Raw genomic sequence first — 13,614 nt, 5'->3', positions numbered from 1 at the left:
TCGATGCCCGTGAACTTGGGCGTGGTGCCCGTCACCGCACCGCTGTTATAGGTGATGTTGTAGGCGAGGTGGTGCCCGCCGAACTGGAGCTGCCATTGCCCCGTCGTGCTCGGCGTGTTCAGGAAGGCGAGGGAATACAGACCGCTGCCGTAGCCCGACTGCGACTGCGCCAGAACGTCGTCGGCGGCGAGGAGTTGCGTGGTCTCGTCGTAGCCCTCGTTGGCGGTCGTGCCCGTCGCGGCCTTCACGACGGCGAGGGCGGCGGCCCGCTGTGTGCTGGTCAGGCTGCTCAGGGCGATGCCGTTGCGCGTCACCGAATTGACCGGGAGGTTGGACCACGTGGTCGAGTTCGACTCGGTGCGCGTCAGCACGACGCTCGACTGCTGGGTGCTGGAGAGGGTGGCGAGGAAGGCGTTGGCCGCCGTGACGACCTCGCTGGTCGTGCCCGTGCTGATCGCTTCGCCGCCCGTGCTCGTGCCGTCGTCCGTGTCGTCCGTGGTCGTGGTGGTGCCGCACGCGCCGAGCAACAGGGCGAGGCTGCGCGGGCAGGTGATCGCCTACCTGCTGCAAACGGACACGCCGCCCAGACTGGACGCCCTGAGCATGGCCTTTCTGGAGCGCACGGCGCGGGCGACCCTGCTCACCGCCCTGGGGTCGGGCTGATCGCCGCGCTGGCCGGGCTGCTGCTCACCCGCCGCCTGCTGGCTCCCCTGCGCGAGCTGGGCCGGGGAGTGCGGGCGCTGGGGAGTGGCGAGCCTCCGCCCACCCTGCCCCCCGGACCCCCCGACGAACTCGGCGAGCTGACCGCCGCCTTCAACGCGATGGGTGCGGAGCTGGAACGCCGCCGTCAGGCCGACCGCCGCCTCACCGCCGACATCGCCCACGACCTCAACACGCCCCTGACCGTCATGCGCAGCACGCTGGAGGGGCTGCTCGACGGCACCTTCCCCACGACGCCCGAACGGCTGGCCCGGCTGCACACCCAGACCCTCCACCTCGGTCGGCTCGTGGGCGACCTGCGGCTGCTGGCCCTCGCGGAGACGGGCGACCTGCACCTGCGCCGCGAGGGGCTGGAGGCGGGGGCGCTCGTGGGGGACGTGGTGGCGGGCTTCGCTGGCCTCGCCGAGCGGGAGGGCGTGACGCTGACGGCCCGGCTCCCCGACCGTCCCCTCTCCCTCCACGGGGACCCCACCCGGCTGACGCAGGTCCTCGGCAACCTGATCACCAATGCCCTCACCCACACCCCGGCGGGCGGGCGCGTGGAGGCGGGGGCCACCGCCGAACCCGGCCACGTCGTCCTGACGGTGCGCGACACAGGCCGGGGCATCCCCGCCGCCAGCCTGCCCCACGTGTTCGAGCGGGCCTACCGCGCCGACGCGGCCCGCGCGGGCACGGGCACGGGGCTGGGCCTGAGCAGCGCCCGGACGCTCGTGGAGGCCCACGGGGGCCGGATCGACCTCACCAGCGAGGAGGGCCGGGGCACGACCGCCCGCGTGGTGCTGCCCGCCGCCGGGGCGTGAGGGCCTGTTCTGGAAGTCGGGCCGGACGACTCGTCGGCGCGGTGGAAGGCGCGGTGGAAAGGGAGGGTTCGTCTCTCCCACCCCACTCCTCAAGTCTGCCGTCCGGCGGCGTCAGTCTCCCTTGTGACGCCTGACGCTTCATAGAGGTGGCGAGTCGGGCGAAGAGTGGGTTTCTCCCGTCTCCCAGCCGGGTAGGCCACGTTCGTCATCCCTCTCCCTGACCCTTCCACGAGCCGCGCCAGGAGTTCACGGAAGCAGGAACCGGCACGCCGTCCCCGCGCACTTCACGGAGGATAGGCACCTTTTTCAGGCTCCGGGGAGTAGTGGGTGGGACGCCCAAGCCGTGTCGCCCCTCACTCCCGCACCGTTGGTCTCCTCCTGGTGAAGGATGTCCCTCCCTCCGGCAGCCGCCCGACTCGGTGCCGGAGCGCGGGCCTCCTCATTCCCCCGACTGGCGGCGTGAGCCTGCGTCGTCGGTCGTCCTTGCGGCGGGCCGGGAAGCGTGCAGAATGGGGAACGTCACACCTCCCAAGAGCAGCGAACACGCGGACGGAGCGTGCCGTCTCCGGTGTTCGTCTCCCTTTCCCGCACGCCTGGAGCCGCATGCAAATCTTCGACCCCACCATCTTCCCAATCCTCGCCGCCGACGGGCTGACGAACGGCGCGGTGTATGCGCTGCTCGCGCTGGCGACCGTCCTCGTCTTCGCCGTCACGCGGGTGATCTTCATTCCCCTCGGCGAGTTCGTCGTCTTCGGCACGCTGACGCTGGCCTCCTTTCAACTAGGAAGGGTGCCGGGCACCCTGTCGCTCCTGCTCGTGGTTCTGGGAGTTGCCGCCGTCATGGAGGCCTTCACGCAGGTACGGCGGGGCCGGGCCGGGCGCGCGGGGCTGACGCTGCTGGGTGCGCTGGTGCTTGGCGGGGTGGTGTCTGCCCTTGCCGGGTGGATTGTGCCCCTCAAGCCGCCGCTGTGGATTCAGGCGCTCCTGACGCTCGCCCTCGTCGCCCCGCTGGGACCGCTGCTGTACCGCACGGTCTACCAGCCGCTGCAAAACGCCTCGGTTCTCGTGCTGCTGATCGCCTCGGTCGCGCTGCACCTCGCCCTGACCGGCCTCGCGCTCGTCTTCTTCGGGCCGGAGGGGTCGCGCACGCCGCCCTTCGCACCGGGCAACCTCACGCTCGGTCAGGTCACGCTCAGTTGGCAGAGCCTCCTCGTGATCCTCGTCTCCGCCCTGCTGATGCTCGGCCTGTTCGTCTTCTTCGAGCGCACCATGCCGGGCAAGGCGTTGCGGGCCACGGCGGTGAATCGCCTCGGCGCGCGGCTCGTCGGCATCAGCCCCTCGTCGGCGGGAATGCTGACCTTCACGCTCGCGGCCCTGATCGGCGCGCTGGGCGGCATGCTGATCGGTCCCTCGGTCGCCATGACCTACGACTCCGGCTTCCTGATCGGGTTGAAAGGCTTCATCGGCGCGATCATCGGCGGGCTGGTGAGCTATCCGCTCGCGGCGGCGGGCGCTGTTCTGGTGGGGCTGATCGAGAGCTTCGCGTCCTTCAGCCTGTCCGCCTGGAAGGAGGTCATCGTCTTCACGCTGATCCTGCCCGTGCTGCTGTGGCGCTCGCTGACCACCCGCCATATCCCGGAGGACGAGGAATGACCCGGCCCCAGGAGATGACGGCCACCCGCCCCGGCCTCCCGGCCCGCACGATTCTGACCGCCCTCGCCGTCCTCGTGGCCCTCGTGCTGCCGCTCGTGTTGCCGCTGTTTCAGGTGACGCTCCTCGTGAACATCCTGATCTTCGCCATCGTGGTGACGGGATTGGTGCTGTTGACGGGCATCGTGGGGCTGACCTCCTTCGGGCAGGCGGCCTTCATGGGGGTCGGGGCGTACACGACGGCGGTGCTCACGACGGGGGCGGGCTGGAGTCCGTGGCTGACCCTGTTCGCCGGATTTGGAATTACCGCGCTCATCGCGTGGCTCCTCGGCCTGATGACGTTGCGGATGCAGGGGCACTACCTCCCGCTCGCCACCATCGCGTGGGGCATCAGCCTGTACTACACCTTCGGGAACACCCCCGCCCTCGGCGGCTTCACGGGCCTCACCGACATCCCCGCCCTGAACCTCTTCGGGCTGAGCCTGACCTCGCCGCGTGCCTTCGCGTACCTGGCGCTGCTCGGTCTCGGTCTCGTCGCCCTGGGTGCCCAATTCCTGCTCTCCAGCCGCACCGGGCGGGCCATGCGGGCGCTGCGGGGTGGTCCCCTCGTCGCCGAGGCGTTCGGGGTGAACACCTTCCGGCTGCGGGTGCAGGTGTTCGTCCTCGCGGCGTTGATGGCCTCGCTGGCGGGGTGGCTGTACGCGCACAGCCAGCGGTTCGTGAACCCGACGCCCTTCAGCCTGAACGCGGGGATCGAGTACCTGTTCATGGGGGTGGTCGGCGGCTCTCAGCACGTGTGGGGCGGCGTGCTGGGCGCGGGGCTGATCACGGCGCTCCGCGAGTGGCTGCGCGACGTGCTGCCCGCCATCACCGGCGCGCAGGGCAACTTCGAGGTGATCGTCTTCGGCGTGCTCGTCATCCTCGTGCTGCAATTCGCGCGGCGCGGGCTGTGGCCGCTCGTCGAGCGGGTGTTGCCCCAGGCCCCCGTGCGCCTGCTCCCGGAGGGAGAGGGGCTGCCCACCCGCACCAAGCCCACCACGGGCGCGCCGCTCCTCACGGTCGAACACGCGGTGAAGACCTTCGGCGGGCTGAGGGCCGTGAACGACGTGTCCTTCGAGCTGAGGGCCGGGGAAATCCTGGGGCTGATCGGGCCGAACGGGGCGGGCAAGAGCACCCTGTTCAACCTCATCACGGGGGTGAACCCGGCCACCTCCGGGCGCGTCACCTTCGCCGGAGGGGACGTGACGCGGCTGAGCGCGGGGCAGATTCACCGCCTGGGCATGAGCCGCACCTTCCAGCACGTCCACCTCCTACCCGACCTGACCCTGCTCGCCAACACGATGATGGGCGGCTACGCGCGCGGGAAGGCCGGGATGCTCGCCAGTCTGCTCCACCTCGAACGCCGCGAGGAGGCCGCGCTCCAGCACGAGGCGCTGAGGCAATTGCGCCGCGTCGGGCTGGGCGAGGGGGCGTTCACCCTCGCGGGAAATCTGCCCCTCGGCCAGCAGCGCACGCTGGAGGTGGCCCGCGCCCTCGTGGCCGACCCCACCCTGCTGCTCCTCGACGAACCCGCCGCCGGGCTGCGCTACGGGGAGAAGATGGAACTCGCCGCCCTGCTGCGGAGGCTGCGCGACGAGGGCGTGACGATCCTGCTCGTGGAGCACGATATGGACCTCGTGATGAGCCTCGTGGACCGCCTCGTCGTCATGAATTACGGCGAGAAGCTGGCGGAGGGCACCCCCGCCGAGATTCGGTCCAACCCCGCTGTCCGCGAGGCTTACCTCGGCGTGGACATGGACGAGGGGGCGGCGTGACGGCCCTTCCCCTGAACGAACTGCCCCTGAACGAATCACGCGTGGGACCCCGGGAGGCGGGCGAGGTGCTGCTGGAGGTCCGGGACCTCCACACCCGCTATGGCCGGGTCGAGGCCCTCTCCGGTGTGGGGGTGAGGGTGCCTGCCGGACACATCGTCTCCGTGATCGGCGCGAACGGGGCGGGCAAGACGACGCTGATGAACTCGGTGATGGGCGTGCTGCCGTCGCAGGGCGAGATCACGTACCGGGGCGAATCGCTGCGCGGCGTGCCGCTGGAGGGCCGGGTCTCACGCGGCATCAGCCTCGTGCCCGAACGCCGTGACCTCTTCGCCTCCATGACGGTGGCGGACAACCTGCAACTCGGGGCCTACAGCCGCCGCCGTCAGAACTGGCGCGCGGACCTGGGCGACGTGTACGACCGCTTCCCCCGCCTGCGTGAGCGCCGCACCCAGCTCGCGGGCACCCTGTCGGGCGGAGAACAGCAGATGCTCGCCATTGGCCGCGCCCTGATGGGGAGGCCCAGGCTGCTGCTGCTGGATGAACCGAGCCTCGGCCTCGCGCCCCTGATCGTGCGCGACATCCTGCGGATCGTGCAGGGCCTCAAGGCGGAGGGCGTCACCATCCTCCTCGTGGAGCAGAACGCGCGGGCGAGCCTGGCGATCAGCGACGAGGCCTACGTGCTGGAGACCGGGCAGGTCAAGATGCACGGCCCCGCCGCCGAACTCGCCCGCAACCCGGAATTGGGCGCGAGTTACCTGGGCGGGTAGGGGAGGGGTGCGCCCGGCGAGTGCGGGGGAGCACCCCTTCCTCTCATCCACCGAACGGAGGACCGCGATCAATCTGTCTGCGTCGGCAGCGTCGGCAGCGTCGGCTGCCTCGGCCACGCGAACCAGAAGGTCGCGCCCTCGCCGGGCCGTCCCTCGCCCCAGACCCGGCCCCCGAAGCGTTCGCACACCCGCCGGACGACGGCCAGCCCCAGGCCCGACCCCTCGTAGGCGCTGGACGGATGCTGCCGCCCGAAGAGCCGGAACAGCCGCTCCCCCCCGTTCGGGTCAAAGCCCACCCCGTTGTCCTCCAGGCCGACGTGGTACTCGGTGTCCGTCTCGCGCACGTGGAAGTGCAGCCGCGCCTCGTCACGCGTGCGGGTGAACTTCAGCGCGTTGGAGACGTACTCGGTGAGGATGACGCTGAGCGCCTGACTGTCGCCCTCCACGGTGGGCAGGGGACCACCCGTGAGCTGCACCCGGCGGTCGGCGAGCAGCCCATGCAACTCCTTGAGCACCTCGCGCAGCACGGCGTTGAGGTCTACCCGGCGCAGGCGGGCACCCATGTGCCGGACCTGCATGTAGCGGTCCACCGACTCCAGCAGCGCGAGGACCTGCTGGGTCGAGCGTTCGGCATGCAGCAGCGGGCGGGCGACCCCCGGCGGCGCGTCCCCCAGCACCCGGCGCAGCAGCCTCAGCGCACTCATCGCGCGCCCCACCGGTCCCTGAAGCTGCCCGATGAAGGCACCGACGACCTGCTCCAGTTCCTCACCCTGGGCCTGCACCCGCGCCGTGTGTTCGAGGTCCACCGCCTGCCGCCCCGGTCCGGAGGGGGCGAGGTCGGTCGCCGTCAGGTGGCAGCGGCGGGCCTGCCCCTCCCCCTCCCCGCCCCCGCCGGGGGCCACGGCGTCGAGCCGCACCTCGCGGGGGGGGCCGTCCGCGTGGCGCAGCCGGACCTCCCCCCACCTCACCACCGGGGCCTCGAACACCCGCCCCAGCAGCCTGTCGAGGACGGGCCGCGAGCCGGGCACCGCGAACTCTCCCAGCCGCCTCCCCCGCACCTCCCCCGGCGGCAGCCCCAGCAGGGCCGCCCCCGCCGCATTGACCTCCTCGATCCGGCCCTCCGCGTCCAGCACGAGGGAGGCGACGGGCACCGCGTCGAACAGCGCCCTTGCCCGCTGCTCCCGCGCCTCCAGGTCCCGCACCTGGACCTCCAGCGCGCGCACGCGGGCCGGGAGTTCGGAGGCCGGGGCCTCTGGCGGGAGGGCAGGGGAGAGGTCGTCGTGGGTCATGGGGAATGAACGTCACTCTAGCGCCCCCTTCCCCAGCGGCTGTGCCAGGATGTCTGCCGTGTCCGTGCCGTCCGTGTCCGCCGCCGCCCCTCCCGGTGCCCCCCGCCTGCTGAGCGCGGGCCTGCTGCTCGTGGTCCTCGCGGTCGCCTTCGAGTCGATGGCGGTCGGGACCGTGCTGCCCCGCGTCGCCGAGGAGTTGCGCGGCCTGCCCCTCTACGGCTGGGCGTCGGGGGCCTTTCTGCTCGCCAGCCTGTTCGGGGCGGTGGCCTCCGGGGTCCTCACCGACCGCCGGGGGATGGCGTCCTCGGCGACGCTCTCGCTGGCGGTGTTCGCGCTCGGCCTCGCGGTGGCGGGGCTGGCGGCGTCCATGCCCGTGTTCGTGTTCGGGCGGCTCGTACAGGGGCTGGGGGCTGGGGGGCTGGGGGCGCTGCCCTTCGTGGTGATCGCCGCGCGCTACCCGGAGGAGGGGCGCGCGCCCATGCTCGCCGCCGTCTCCGGCGCGTGGCTGCTGCCCGCACTCGTCGGCCCACTCGTCGCCAGCCTGATCGCGGACACGTGGTCGTGGCGGGCGGTGTTCTGGGGCCTGATCCCCGTCCTCGCGCTCGTCGCGCCGCTGTGCGTGCTGCCGCTGCGGGGCGGGACGGGCCGGGGGTCGGCGTCGGGGGACCGCGCCCTCCTGTGGCCTGCGCTCGGCCTGACCCTCGCGGCGGGGGCGGGGCTGGAGGGCCTGCGCCGGGACGACGCCCTCGCCCTGCCGCTGACCCTGCTCGGGGTGGTCGGAGTGGTCCTCGCCTCGCGCCCGCTGTTTCCGCGCGGGATGTGGCACCTCGCCCCCGGCCTGCCCGCCGCGCTCGTGGTGCGGGGCTTCGCGGCCTTCGCGCTGCTGGGCACGTCCTCCTTCCTGCCGCTGGCCCTGCGTGAGCTGCGCGGCCTGAGCCTCACCGAGGCCGGGTGGCTCCTGAGCGTCGGGGGCGTGTCGTGGACCCTGGGTGCCTCCGTGCAGGCCCGGCTGGACCGCCGCCTCGGCCCAGGGTCGCGCCCGGCGCGCATCCGCGTGGGAATGGCCGTCCTCACCGCCGGCCTGCTGGTCACGGCGCTCGCGGTGCTGGGGCACCTCCCCCTTCCCTGGGCCTACGCGGGGCAGGCGCTGGCGGCCCTCGGCATGGGCGTGGGCTACAACAGCAACAGCCTCCTTGCCCTCGCCACCGTCCGCCCGGAGGACTCGGGGCGGCTCTCCGGCCAGCTCGCCAACGCCGAGGTCCTCATGACGGCGGCGGCGGCGGGCGTGGGCGGTGCCCTCCTCGCGCGGGTCGAGCCGCTGGGCACGGCCTTCGCCCTCGCCTTCCTCGTCACGCTGCTCGGCTCCCTCGTCACGTGGCTCGCCGCCGCGCGGGTGGGGCGGGGCTGAGCGCGGGGGTGGGGCGGGAGGTGGAGTCGGGGGAGAAAGCAATTTCCCTGACGGAGTGCTGGCACCGCAAGGCTGGCGACGGGCAACCCTCCCGAGGTCAGCCTCCCCACCCCCGCCCTGACCGCTAGGGCGTGGGCGGCGACAGGTGGTACACCGTGCCGCTGAGGTCGTCGCTGAGGTACAGCCCGCCGTCCGGGGCCACGGCAGCGTCCACGGGGCGGCCCCAGCGGGTCTTCGCCACGGGGTCGGTCACGAAGCCCGTCACGAGGTCGCGCCCCTCGCCCAGCGAGCCGCCGACCGCCGGGAACAGGACGAACCTGTGGCCGCTGAAGCTCGTGCGGTTCCACGAGCCGTGCTGCCCGACGACCGCGCCCCCCGCGTAGGCGGCAGGCACCCCAGGCCCCGTCCAGAAGGTCAGACCCAGCGGCGCGGCGTGGGCGGGCATCCCGACGGTCACGCGGTCGGCAGTCCCGCAGTTCAGGCGGCTTCCGTCCGCGTTCGTCTGTACGTCACGGTCGAAGGGCATGTTCAGGAACCCGCCGTCGGGGTTCGGGTTGCAGAAGGGCCAGCCGTAATGGCCGCCCGCCCGCACCCGGATCAGCTCCTCGGGCGGATGGTTGTCCACGTAGGAGGGGACGACCTTGCCGTAGTCGTCCTGCCCGTCCCCCGTGATGTCCCCGTGGAAGGGGTAGGCGAGGTTGTCGCGGTTGTTGACCGTCACCCACAGGTCGCGCGCGCCGGGCGCGATGGCGAGGCCCTCGGCGTTCCGCAGCCCCTGGGCGTAGAGGGTGCCGCCCGTCCCGGTCTGGCCGAGGCGGTTCGCGTCGTAGGTGTACACCGCCCCGCGCTTGGGCGTCGCGGCGAGGTCGGCGGGGTCGGCGTTCGTCGCCGAGGCGATGGAGACGTACAGGGTGCCGCCGTCGATGGCGATGTTCTTCAGCGCGTGGCCGTAGCTGCCCCGCAACTCGGGCAGGCTGGCGTCGGGCAGACCGGAGACGACCGTTTGTCCCGCTCCCGCGTCCGGAACCCCGCCCACCAGCGGGTAGCGGCGCACCCGGTCGGTCTCGCTGACGTACAGGTACGACGTGCCGCCCTGGGTCGAGAGCACGAGGTCATGCGGGGACTTCAGGCCGCTCAGCAGTACCGAGGCCGCTTTCGGGTCACTCGGCGCGGTGCCGGGCTGGAGTCGGACGACCCGGCCCTCCCACGGCTGCGAGACGAGCAGGTCGCCGTTCGGAAGCGGCAGCAGGAACCGCGCCGCCCCCACCCGCGCCACGACCGAGATGCGCGAGCCGGTCGGCACCCGCAGGGTCCGCGTCTGGTCGAAGGGGGCGGCGCGCATCCCGGCGGGCACCGTCACGGTCCGCGACACGAGCGGGGGCGTCGCCGCGCAGGTGATGGTCGGGTCGATCCAGTCGGCGTGATCGAAGCTCTTGCCGTCCCCGCCGTCGGTCACGACCATGCGGAGGGTGCCCCGCCCGCTCACGTCCACGTCGATCTGCCGGGTGGTGCTCGCGCCCGTCATCCTGCCGCTGTCGAACAGCTTCTCGCCGTCCCCCCAGACCTGAAAGACCACGCTGCCCCGGCCCCCCACCTCGTCGTCCACCCCGACCGCCGCCCGGAAGCGCGTACAGGCCGAGCCGTCCGTGCTCGTCAGGGCGTACTTCTGCTCGGCGGACGCATGCACACCGAACCCCCTCGGGTGGGCGGTGCCGTTCAGGGTGAGGGTCCCGCCGTCGCCCGCCGCCCGTTCCCCGTTGCTGCGGTCCACCTCGATGGGACCCCAGCCGCTCGTGGCGCTCAGGGCACGTTCGTAATACAGGGTGTTGACCCCCACCGTCAGGGCCTGCGGGGTCAGGGTGGGCGGGAAGGTCCACGTGCCGTCCACGTGATCATAGTTCTCGGCGGCCCCACTCCCCGCCGGGTCGGTCGGCTGCGAGCAGGCCGCCAGCATCAGCGTGACCAGAGCCACGGGCAACGGGCGCATAGGCATTCCTCCTGCCGCGAGGGTAGGGGCGAACTGTGGGGTCAGCGTGAGGAGGGGCGGACGACAGTAGGCCGGGACACACGTCCCACTTCTCACGCCCGGGCCGTACGCTGAAGACGGAAGCGCGGCCCCCACGAGCGCGGCCTCGGTCGTTTCCCCCGTTTCGAGTTCAGGGCACCGCCGTTCGGCGCGAGGAGGGTCTCCATGTCCGACGCCCAGCCTCTTCCCCCCGTGGGCCGTTCCCTCCGGCCCCCCGCTCTTCGGCCACTGGCCGCCCGCGTCCTGGCCTCCCTGCTGCTCGCCGGGCTGGCCTCCGCCCACCACGGCTGGAGCGAGTACGACGCCAACCGGACGCTGGACCTCACCGGGGTCGTGCGCGCGGTGGGGTACGAGAACCCGCACGTCACGGTGCGGCTGGAGGTGGGCACCCCGGCCCGCACCTGGGTGGCGATCCTCGCGCCGCCCGCCCGCATGGGGAGCCGGGGGATTCCCGACGGGATGCTGAGGCCGGGCCTGACCGTGCGGGTCGTGGGCTACCCGCACCGCACGGAGGCCAACGAGCTGCGCGCCGAGCAGATTTACCTCCCCTTCGAGCTGCGCTGAAAGCCCCACCGCGAGGAGGGACCCATGCCCCGTCACGCTTTGGCCGCCGCCCTGCTGCTTGCCGCCACCGCCACCGCCACCGCCACCGTCGCCCTCGCCTACCACTCCTACACGGCGCTCTTCGACTCCAGCCGGAGCGTGACCGTTTCCGGCACGGTCCAGAAGCTCGACTACGGCAACCCGCACATCGAGTTCGACCTCGTGACCGCGAACCCGGCGCGGACGTGGCGCATCGACCTGCGGCCCCGCCCGGCGCAGGCCCTCGCCCTGGGGCTGACCGAGGAGACCCTGCGGGCGGGCACGCGCCTCACCGTCACCGGCTGGCCCGCGCGGGACGGCACCCATACGCTCGCCGGGCAGACGGTGGTCCTGAACGGGCGCACCATCGACACCTCCTGATCCCCCGATGGTCGCCGTCGAGCGTCTGCTGACATGGCTGGAGCAAACGCCGCCCGCCGTGGCGCTGGCCCGCTCGATTTGGCTGTACCCGGCGGTGGAGAGCGTGCATATTCTGGGCTTCGCCCTGCTCGTCGGGGCGGCGGCGTGCCTCGACCTGCGGCTGCTGGGGGTGTCGCGGCGGCTGCCCGTGGGGCTGGTGGCCCGGCACGCGCTGCCGCTGGTGTGGCTCGGCTTCGCGCTCGCCGCCGTGAGCGGGGTGCTGCTCCTCGCCACCGACGCGACCGAGACGGGCCTCAAGCCCGTGTTCCTCGCCAAGCTCGCCCTGATCGCCCTGGCCGGGGTGAACGCGGCCTTCTTCCACGCGCGCGTCGCCCGGAGCGTGACGGCCTGGGGATTGGGGGTCATGCCGCCCCCTGCCGCCCGGCTGGCGGGCCTCCTCTCCCTGACCCTGTGGGCGGCGGTGCTCGTGTTGGGGCGTCTCATCGCCTACGTGTGACCCGCCCCGCCCGAATGGATGGACTGCTCTTCGCCCTCGCCGACGGCTCCTCTGTCCAAAAGAAAACCGCCCTCCCACACGGGGAAGGCGGTGCCGTATTGGGTTCGCTTACTCCAGGAAATCCCGCAGGCTGCTGCCCCGGCTCTCCAGGTACTTGAGCTTCCGCAAGGCCTTGCTCTCGATCTGGCGCACGCGCTCGCGGGTCACGTTCAGGAACTGGCCGACCTCCTCCAGCGTGTGCTCGCGGCCATCGACGAAGCCGTGACGCAGCCGCAGGACCAGGCCCTCGCGCTCGTTCAGGGTCGAGAGCGCCCGCTCCAGGGCCTCGCCCATCAGGCTCTGGTTGGCGTGCTCGGCGGGCGAGCCGAAGCGCTCGTCGGAGATGAAGTCGCCGTAGAAGGAGTCGCCCTCGTCGCCGATGGGGGCCTCCAGCGAGATCGGCTCCCAGCGGACCTTCTGGGTCTCCTCCACCTTCGCGGCGTCCCAGCCCGGCCCCATCGCCTCGGCGATCTCCTCGTCGCTCGGCTCGCGCGACAGCTCCATCTCCAGTTGCTGCGACATACGGCTGAGTTTGTTGATCGTCTCGACCATATGCACGGGCACGCGGATGGTCCGGGCCTTGTCGGCGATGGCGCGGGTCACGGCCTGCCGAATCCACCACGTCGCATACGTGGAGAACTTGTAGCCCCGGCGGTACTCGAACTTCTCCACCGCGCGGATCAGGCCCGTGTTGCCCTCCTGCACGAGGTCGAGCAGGCCCAGGCCCCGGTTGGCGTACTTCTTGGCGATGCTCACGACGAGGCGCAGGTTGGCCTCGATGAGGGCCTGCTTGGCCGCCGAGCCGTCCTCCACCCGGCGTTGCAGGCGGCGGCGCTGCACATCGTTCAGCTCGGCCTCGGTCTCCAACTGACGCCGCGCCTCCTCACCCTCCTCGTAGCGCCGCGCGAGGTCGATCTCCTCGGCCACGCTCAGCAGCGGCACCCGCCCGATCTCGTGCAGGTACTGGCGCAGGGCGTCGCCCCGGTAGGCCTCCGCGCTCGCGTCGAGGGTGAACTCCTCCTCGCCCTCGGCGCTCCTCGCCGTGGTGGTCTCGGTTTCGTCCTCGTCCTCCGCCTCCGGCTCCAGCGCGTCCTCGCCCTCGGGGGAGAGCAGGGCGTCCAGTTCGTCGATGTCTTCGGGCAGGCGCACCTCGTCGGGAACGGCCCGCTCCAGCACGGCGGTGGTGCCACCCTCCGGCGCTTTCGTCCGGCGGGAGGTGGGTTTGGTGGTGGTTGATTTGCTCGGCATGGTGGTCTCCGGGGGCAGCGTTCCGCACGGCTCGCCCACTCTCTCGGGCAGGCCAGGGAACGAGGGCGCGGTGGGTGGCTCGGGTGGAAAGCCCACCCCTCATGACGTTGGGGCCGCTGTGGTCGCGGCCTGTTCTCGTGTTAGACGACAAAAACCCCGGAGCGGGGCGGAAGCAAAACATCTGCGTGAGCAGAAGTTTCTCGTGTTGAAGGGTGCTGCCAAAGGGCTGGGAGACGAGAACACGACGCGGAAGAGGCCTGAGAGCAACTGTAGAAAGGAGGTGATCCAACCGCACCTTCCGGTACAGTTACCTTGTTACGACTTCACCCCAGTCATGCGCCACAGCCTAGACACCTGCCTTGCGGCTCCCGATGGTTTTAGCTGCGACGTACTC

At 71.9% G+C, this 13,614-nt stretch carries 11 protein-coding genes, 1 rRNA gene and 1 pseudogene; 8 read left to right on the top strand and 5 right to left on the bottom strand.

Annotated elements, in window-relative coordinates; genetic code table 11:
- Window positions 1–50 precede the first annotated feature (50 nt).
- Window positions 51–527 (bottom strand): annotated as a pseudogene (locus V3W47_RS19725) (DUF3500 domain-containing protein); the annotation flags it as partial.
- A 132-nt stretch (window positions 528–659) separates the two neighbouring features.
- On the opposite strand from V3W47_RS19725, the gene V3W47_RS15045 reads away from it, so the two are divergent.
- The 4 genes from V3W47_RS15045 to V3W47_RS15030 all read left to right on the top strand — a co-directional run bounded on the left by V3W47_RS15045 (window position 660) and on the right by V3W47_RS15030 (window position 5,751).
- A complete protein-coding gene (locus V3W47_RS15045; protein ID WP_331826084.1) occupies window positions 660–1,520 on the top strand; it encodes a sensor histidine kinase in 861 nt (286 codons plus the stop codon).
- Between the two features lie 603 nt (window positions 1,521–2,123).
- The gene (locus tag V3W47_RS15040; RefSeq protein ID WP_331826035.1) at window positions 2,124–3,173 is read left to right on the top strand and encodes a branched-chain amino acid ABC transporter permease; all 1,050 of its coding nucleotides are present in this window, start codon (window positions 2,124–2,126) and stop codon (window positions 3,171–3,173) included.
- A complete protein-coding gene (locus tag V3W47_RS15035) occupies window positions 3,170–4,984 on the top strand; it encodes a branched-chain amino acid ABC transporter ATP-binding protein/permease (RefSeq protein WP_442877233.1) in 1,815 nt (604 codons plus the stop codon). Before V3W47_RS15040 ends, V3W47_RS15035 begins: the two co-directional genes overlap by 4 nt.
- 26 nt (window positions 4,985–5,010) lie before the next feature.
- Window positions 5,011–5,751 (top strand): ABC transporter ATP-binding protein, encoded by a 741-nt coding sequence (locus V3W47_RS15030; protein WP_442877234.1) that lies wholly within the window; start codon window positions 5,011–5,013, stop codon window positions 5,749–5,751.
- Window positions 5,752–5,819: 68 nt separating this feature from the next.
- Here the strand turns inward: V3W47_RS15030 and V3W47_RS15025 are convergent, their stop codons facing one another.
- Window positions 5,820–7,040: a sensor histidine kinase gene (locus V3W47_RS15025; RefSeq protein WP_331826034.1), complete on the bottom strand. Its 1,221-nt coding sequence runs from the start codon at window positions 7,038–7,040 to the stop codon at window positions 5,820–5,822.
- A gap of 58 nt (window positions 7,041–7,098) precedes the next feature.
- Here V3W47_RS15025 and V3W47_RS15020 point away from each other — a divergent pair, with 58 nt between their 5' ends.
- On the top strand, window positions 7,099–8,448 hold the full coding sequence (locus tag V3W47_RS15020; protein ID WP_442877232.1) for an MFS transporter: 1,350 nt from the start codon (window positions 7,099–7,101) through the stop codon (window positions 8,446–8,448).
- Between the two features lie 124 nt (window positions 8,449–8,572).
- Here V3W47_RS15020 and V3W47_RS15015 read toward each other — a convergent pair whose 3' ends face one another.
- The gene (locus tag V3W47_RS15015) at window positions 8,573–10,435 is read right to left on the bottom strand and encodes an NPCBM/NEW2 domain-containing protein (RefSeq protein ID WP_331826032.1); all 1,863 of its coding nucleotides are present in this window, start codon (window positions 10,433–10,435) and stop codon (window positions 8,573–8,575) included.
- 204 nt (window positions 10,436–10,639) lie between these two features.
- Here V3W47_RS15015 and V3W47_RS15010 point away from each other — a divergent pair, with 204 nt between their 5' ends.
- From V3W47_RS15010 to V3W47_RS15000, 3 genes are read left to right on the top strand one after another with little or no spacing between them, the layout of a single operon-like run.
- The gene (locus tag V3W47_RS15010; protein WP_331826031.1) at window positions 10,640–11,038 is read left to right on the top strand and encodes a DUF6152 family protein; all 399 of its coding nucleotides are present in this window, start codon (window positions 10,640–10,642) and stop codon (window positions 11,036–11,038) included.
- A 24-nt stretch (window positions 11,039–11,062) separates the two neighbouring features.
- Entirely contained in the window at window positions 11,063–11,437 is a 375-nt protein-coding gene (locus V3W47_RS15005; RefSeq protein ID WP_331826030.1) for a DUF6152 family protein, read from the top strand.
- Between the two features lie 7 nt (window positions 11,438–11,444).
- The gene (locus tag V3W47_RS15000) at window positions 11,445–11,933 is read left to right on the top strand and encodes a hypothetical protein (protein WP_331826029.1); all 489 of its coding nucleotides are present in this window, start codon (window positions 11,445–11,447) and stop codon (window positions 11,931–11,933) included.
- A gap of 108 nt (window positions 11,934–12,041) precedes the next feature.
- Here the strand turns inward: V3W47_RS15000 and rpoD are convergent, their stop codons facing one another.
- Both rpoD and V3W47_RS14990 read right to left on the bottom strand, forming a co-directional pair.
- On the bottom strand, window positions 12,042–13,220 hold the full coding sequence (gene rpoD / locus V3W47_RS14995) for an RNA polymerase sigma factor RpoD (protein ID WP_331826028.1): 1,179 nt from the start codon (window positions 13,218–13,220) through the stop codon (window positions 12,042–12,044).
- A gap of 273 nt (window positions 13,221–13,493) precedes the next feature.
- A 16S ribosomal RNA gene (locus V3W47_RS14990) occupies window positions 13,494–13,614 on the bottom strand; the annotation flags it as partial.

It is taken from the genome of Deinococcus sp. YIM 134068 (assembly GCF_036543075.1).
Taxonomy (GTDB): domain Bacteria; phylum Deinococcota; class Deinococci; order Deinococcales; family Deinococcaceae; genus Deinococcus; species Deinococcus lichenicola.
The sequence above is the reverse complement of the archived record's forward strand: the minus strand, read 5'-3'. Positions and strand labels throughout refer to the sequence as shown.

Bases quoted from the DNA above. Each gene is read 5' to 3' on its own strand.
- V3W47_RS15010 (WP_331826031.1), top strand. From the start codon at position 10,640: ATGTCCGACGCCCAGCCTCTTCCCCCCGTGGGCCGTTCCCTCCGGCCC.
- V3W47_RS15025 (WP_331826034.1), bottom strand. From the start codon at position 7,040: ATGACCCACGACGACCTCTCCCCTGCCCTCCCGCCAGAGGCCCCGGCC.
- V3W47_RS15035 (WP_442877233.1), top strand. From the start codon at position 3,170: ATGACCCGGCCCCAGGAGATGACGGCCACCCGCCCCGGCCTCCCGGCC.
- V3W47_RS15005 (WP_331826030.1), top strand. From the start codon at position 11,063: ATGCCCCGTCACGCTTTGGCCGCCGCCCTGCTGCTTGCCGCCACCGCC.
- rpoD (WP_331826028.1), bottom strand. From the start codon at position 13,220: ATGCCGAGCAAATCAACCACCACCAAACCCACCTCCCGCCGGACGAAA.
- V3W47_RS15015 (WP_331826032.1), bottom strand. From the start codon at position 10,435: ATGCGCCCGTTGCCCGTGGCTCTGGTCACGCTGATGCTGGCGGCCTGC.
- V3W47_RS15000 (WP_331826029.1), top strand. From the start codon at position 11,445: ATGGTCGCCGTCGAGCGTCTGCTGACATGGCTGGAGCAAACGCCGCCC.
- V3W47_RS15040 (WP_331826035.1), top strand. From the start codon at position 2,124: ATGCAAATCTTCGACCCCACCATCTTCCCAATCCTCGCCGCCGACGGG.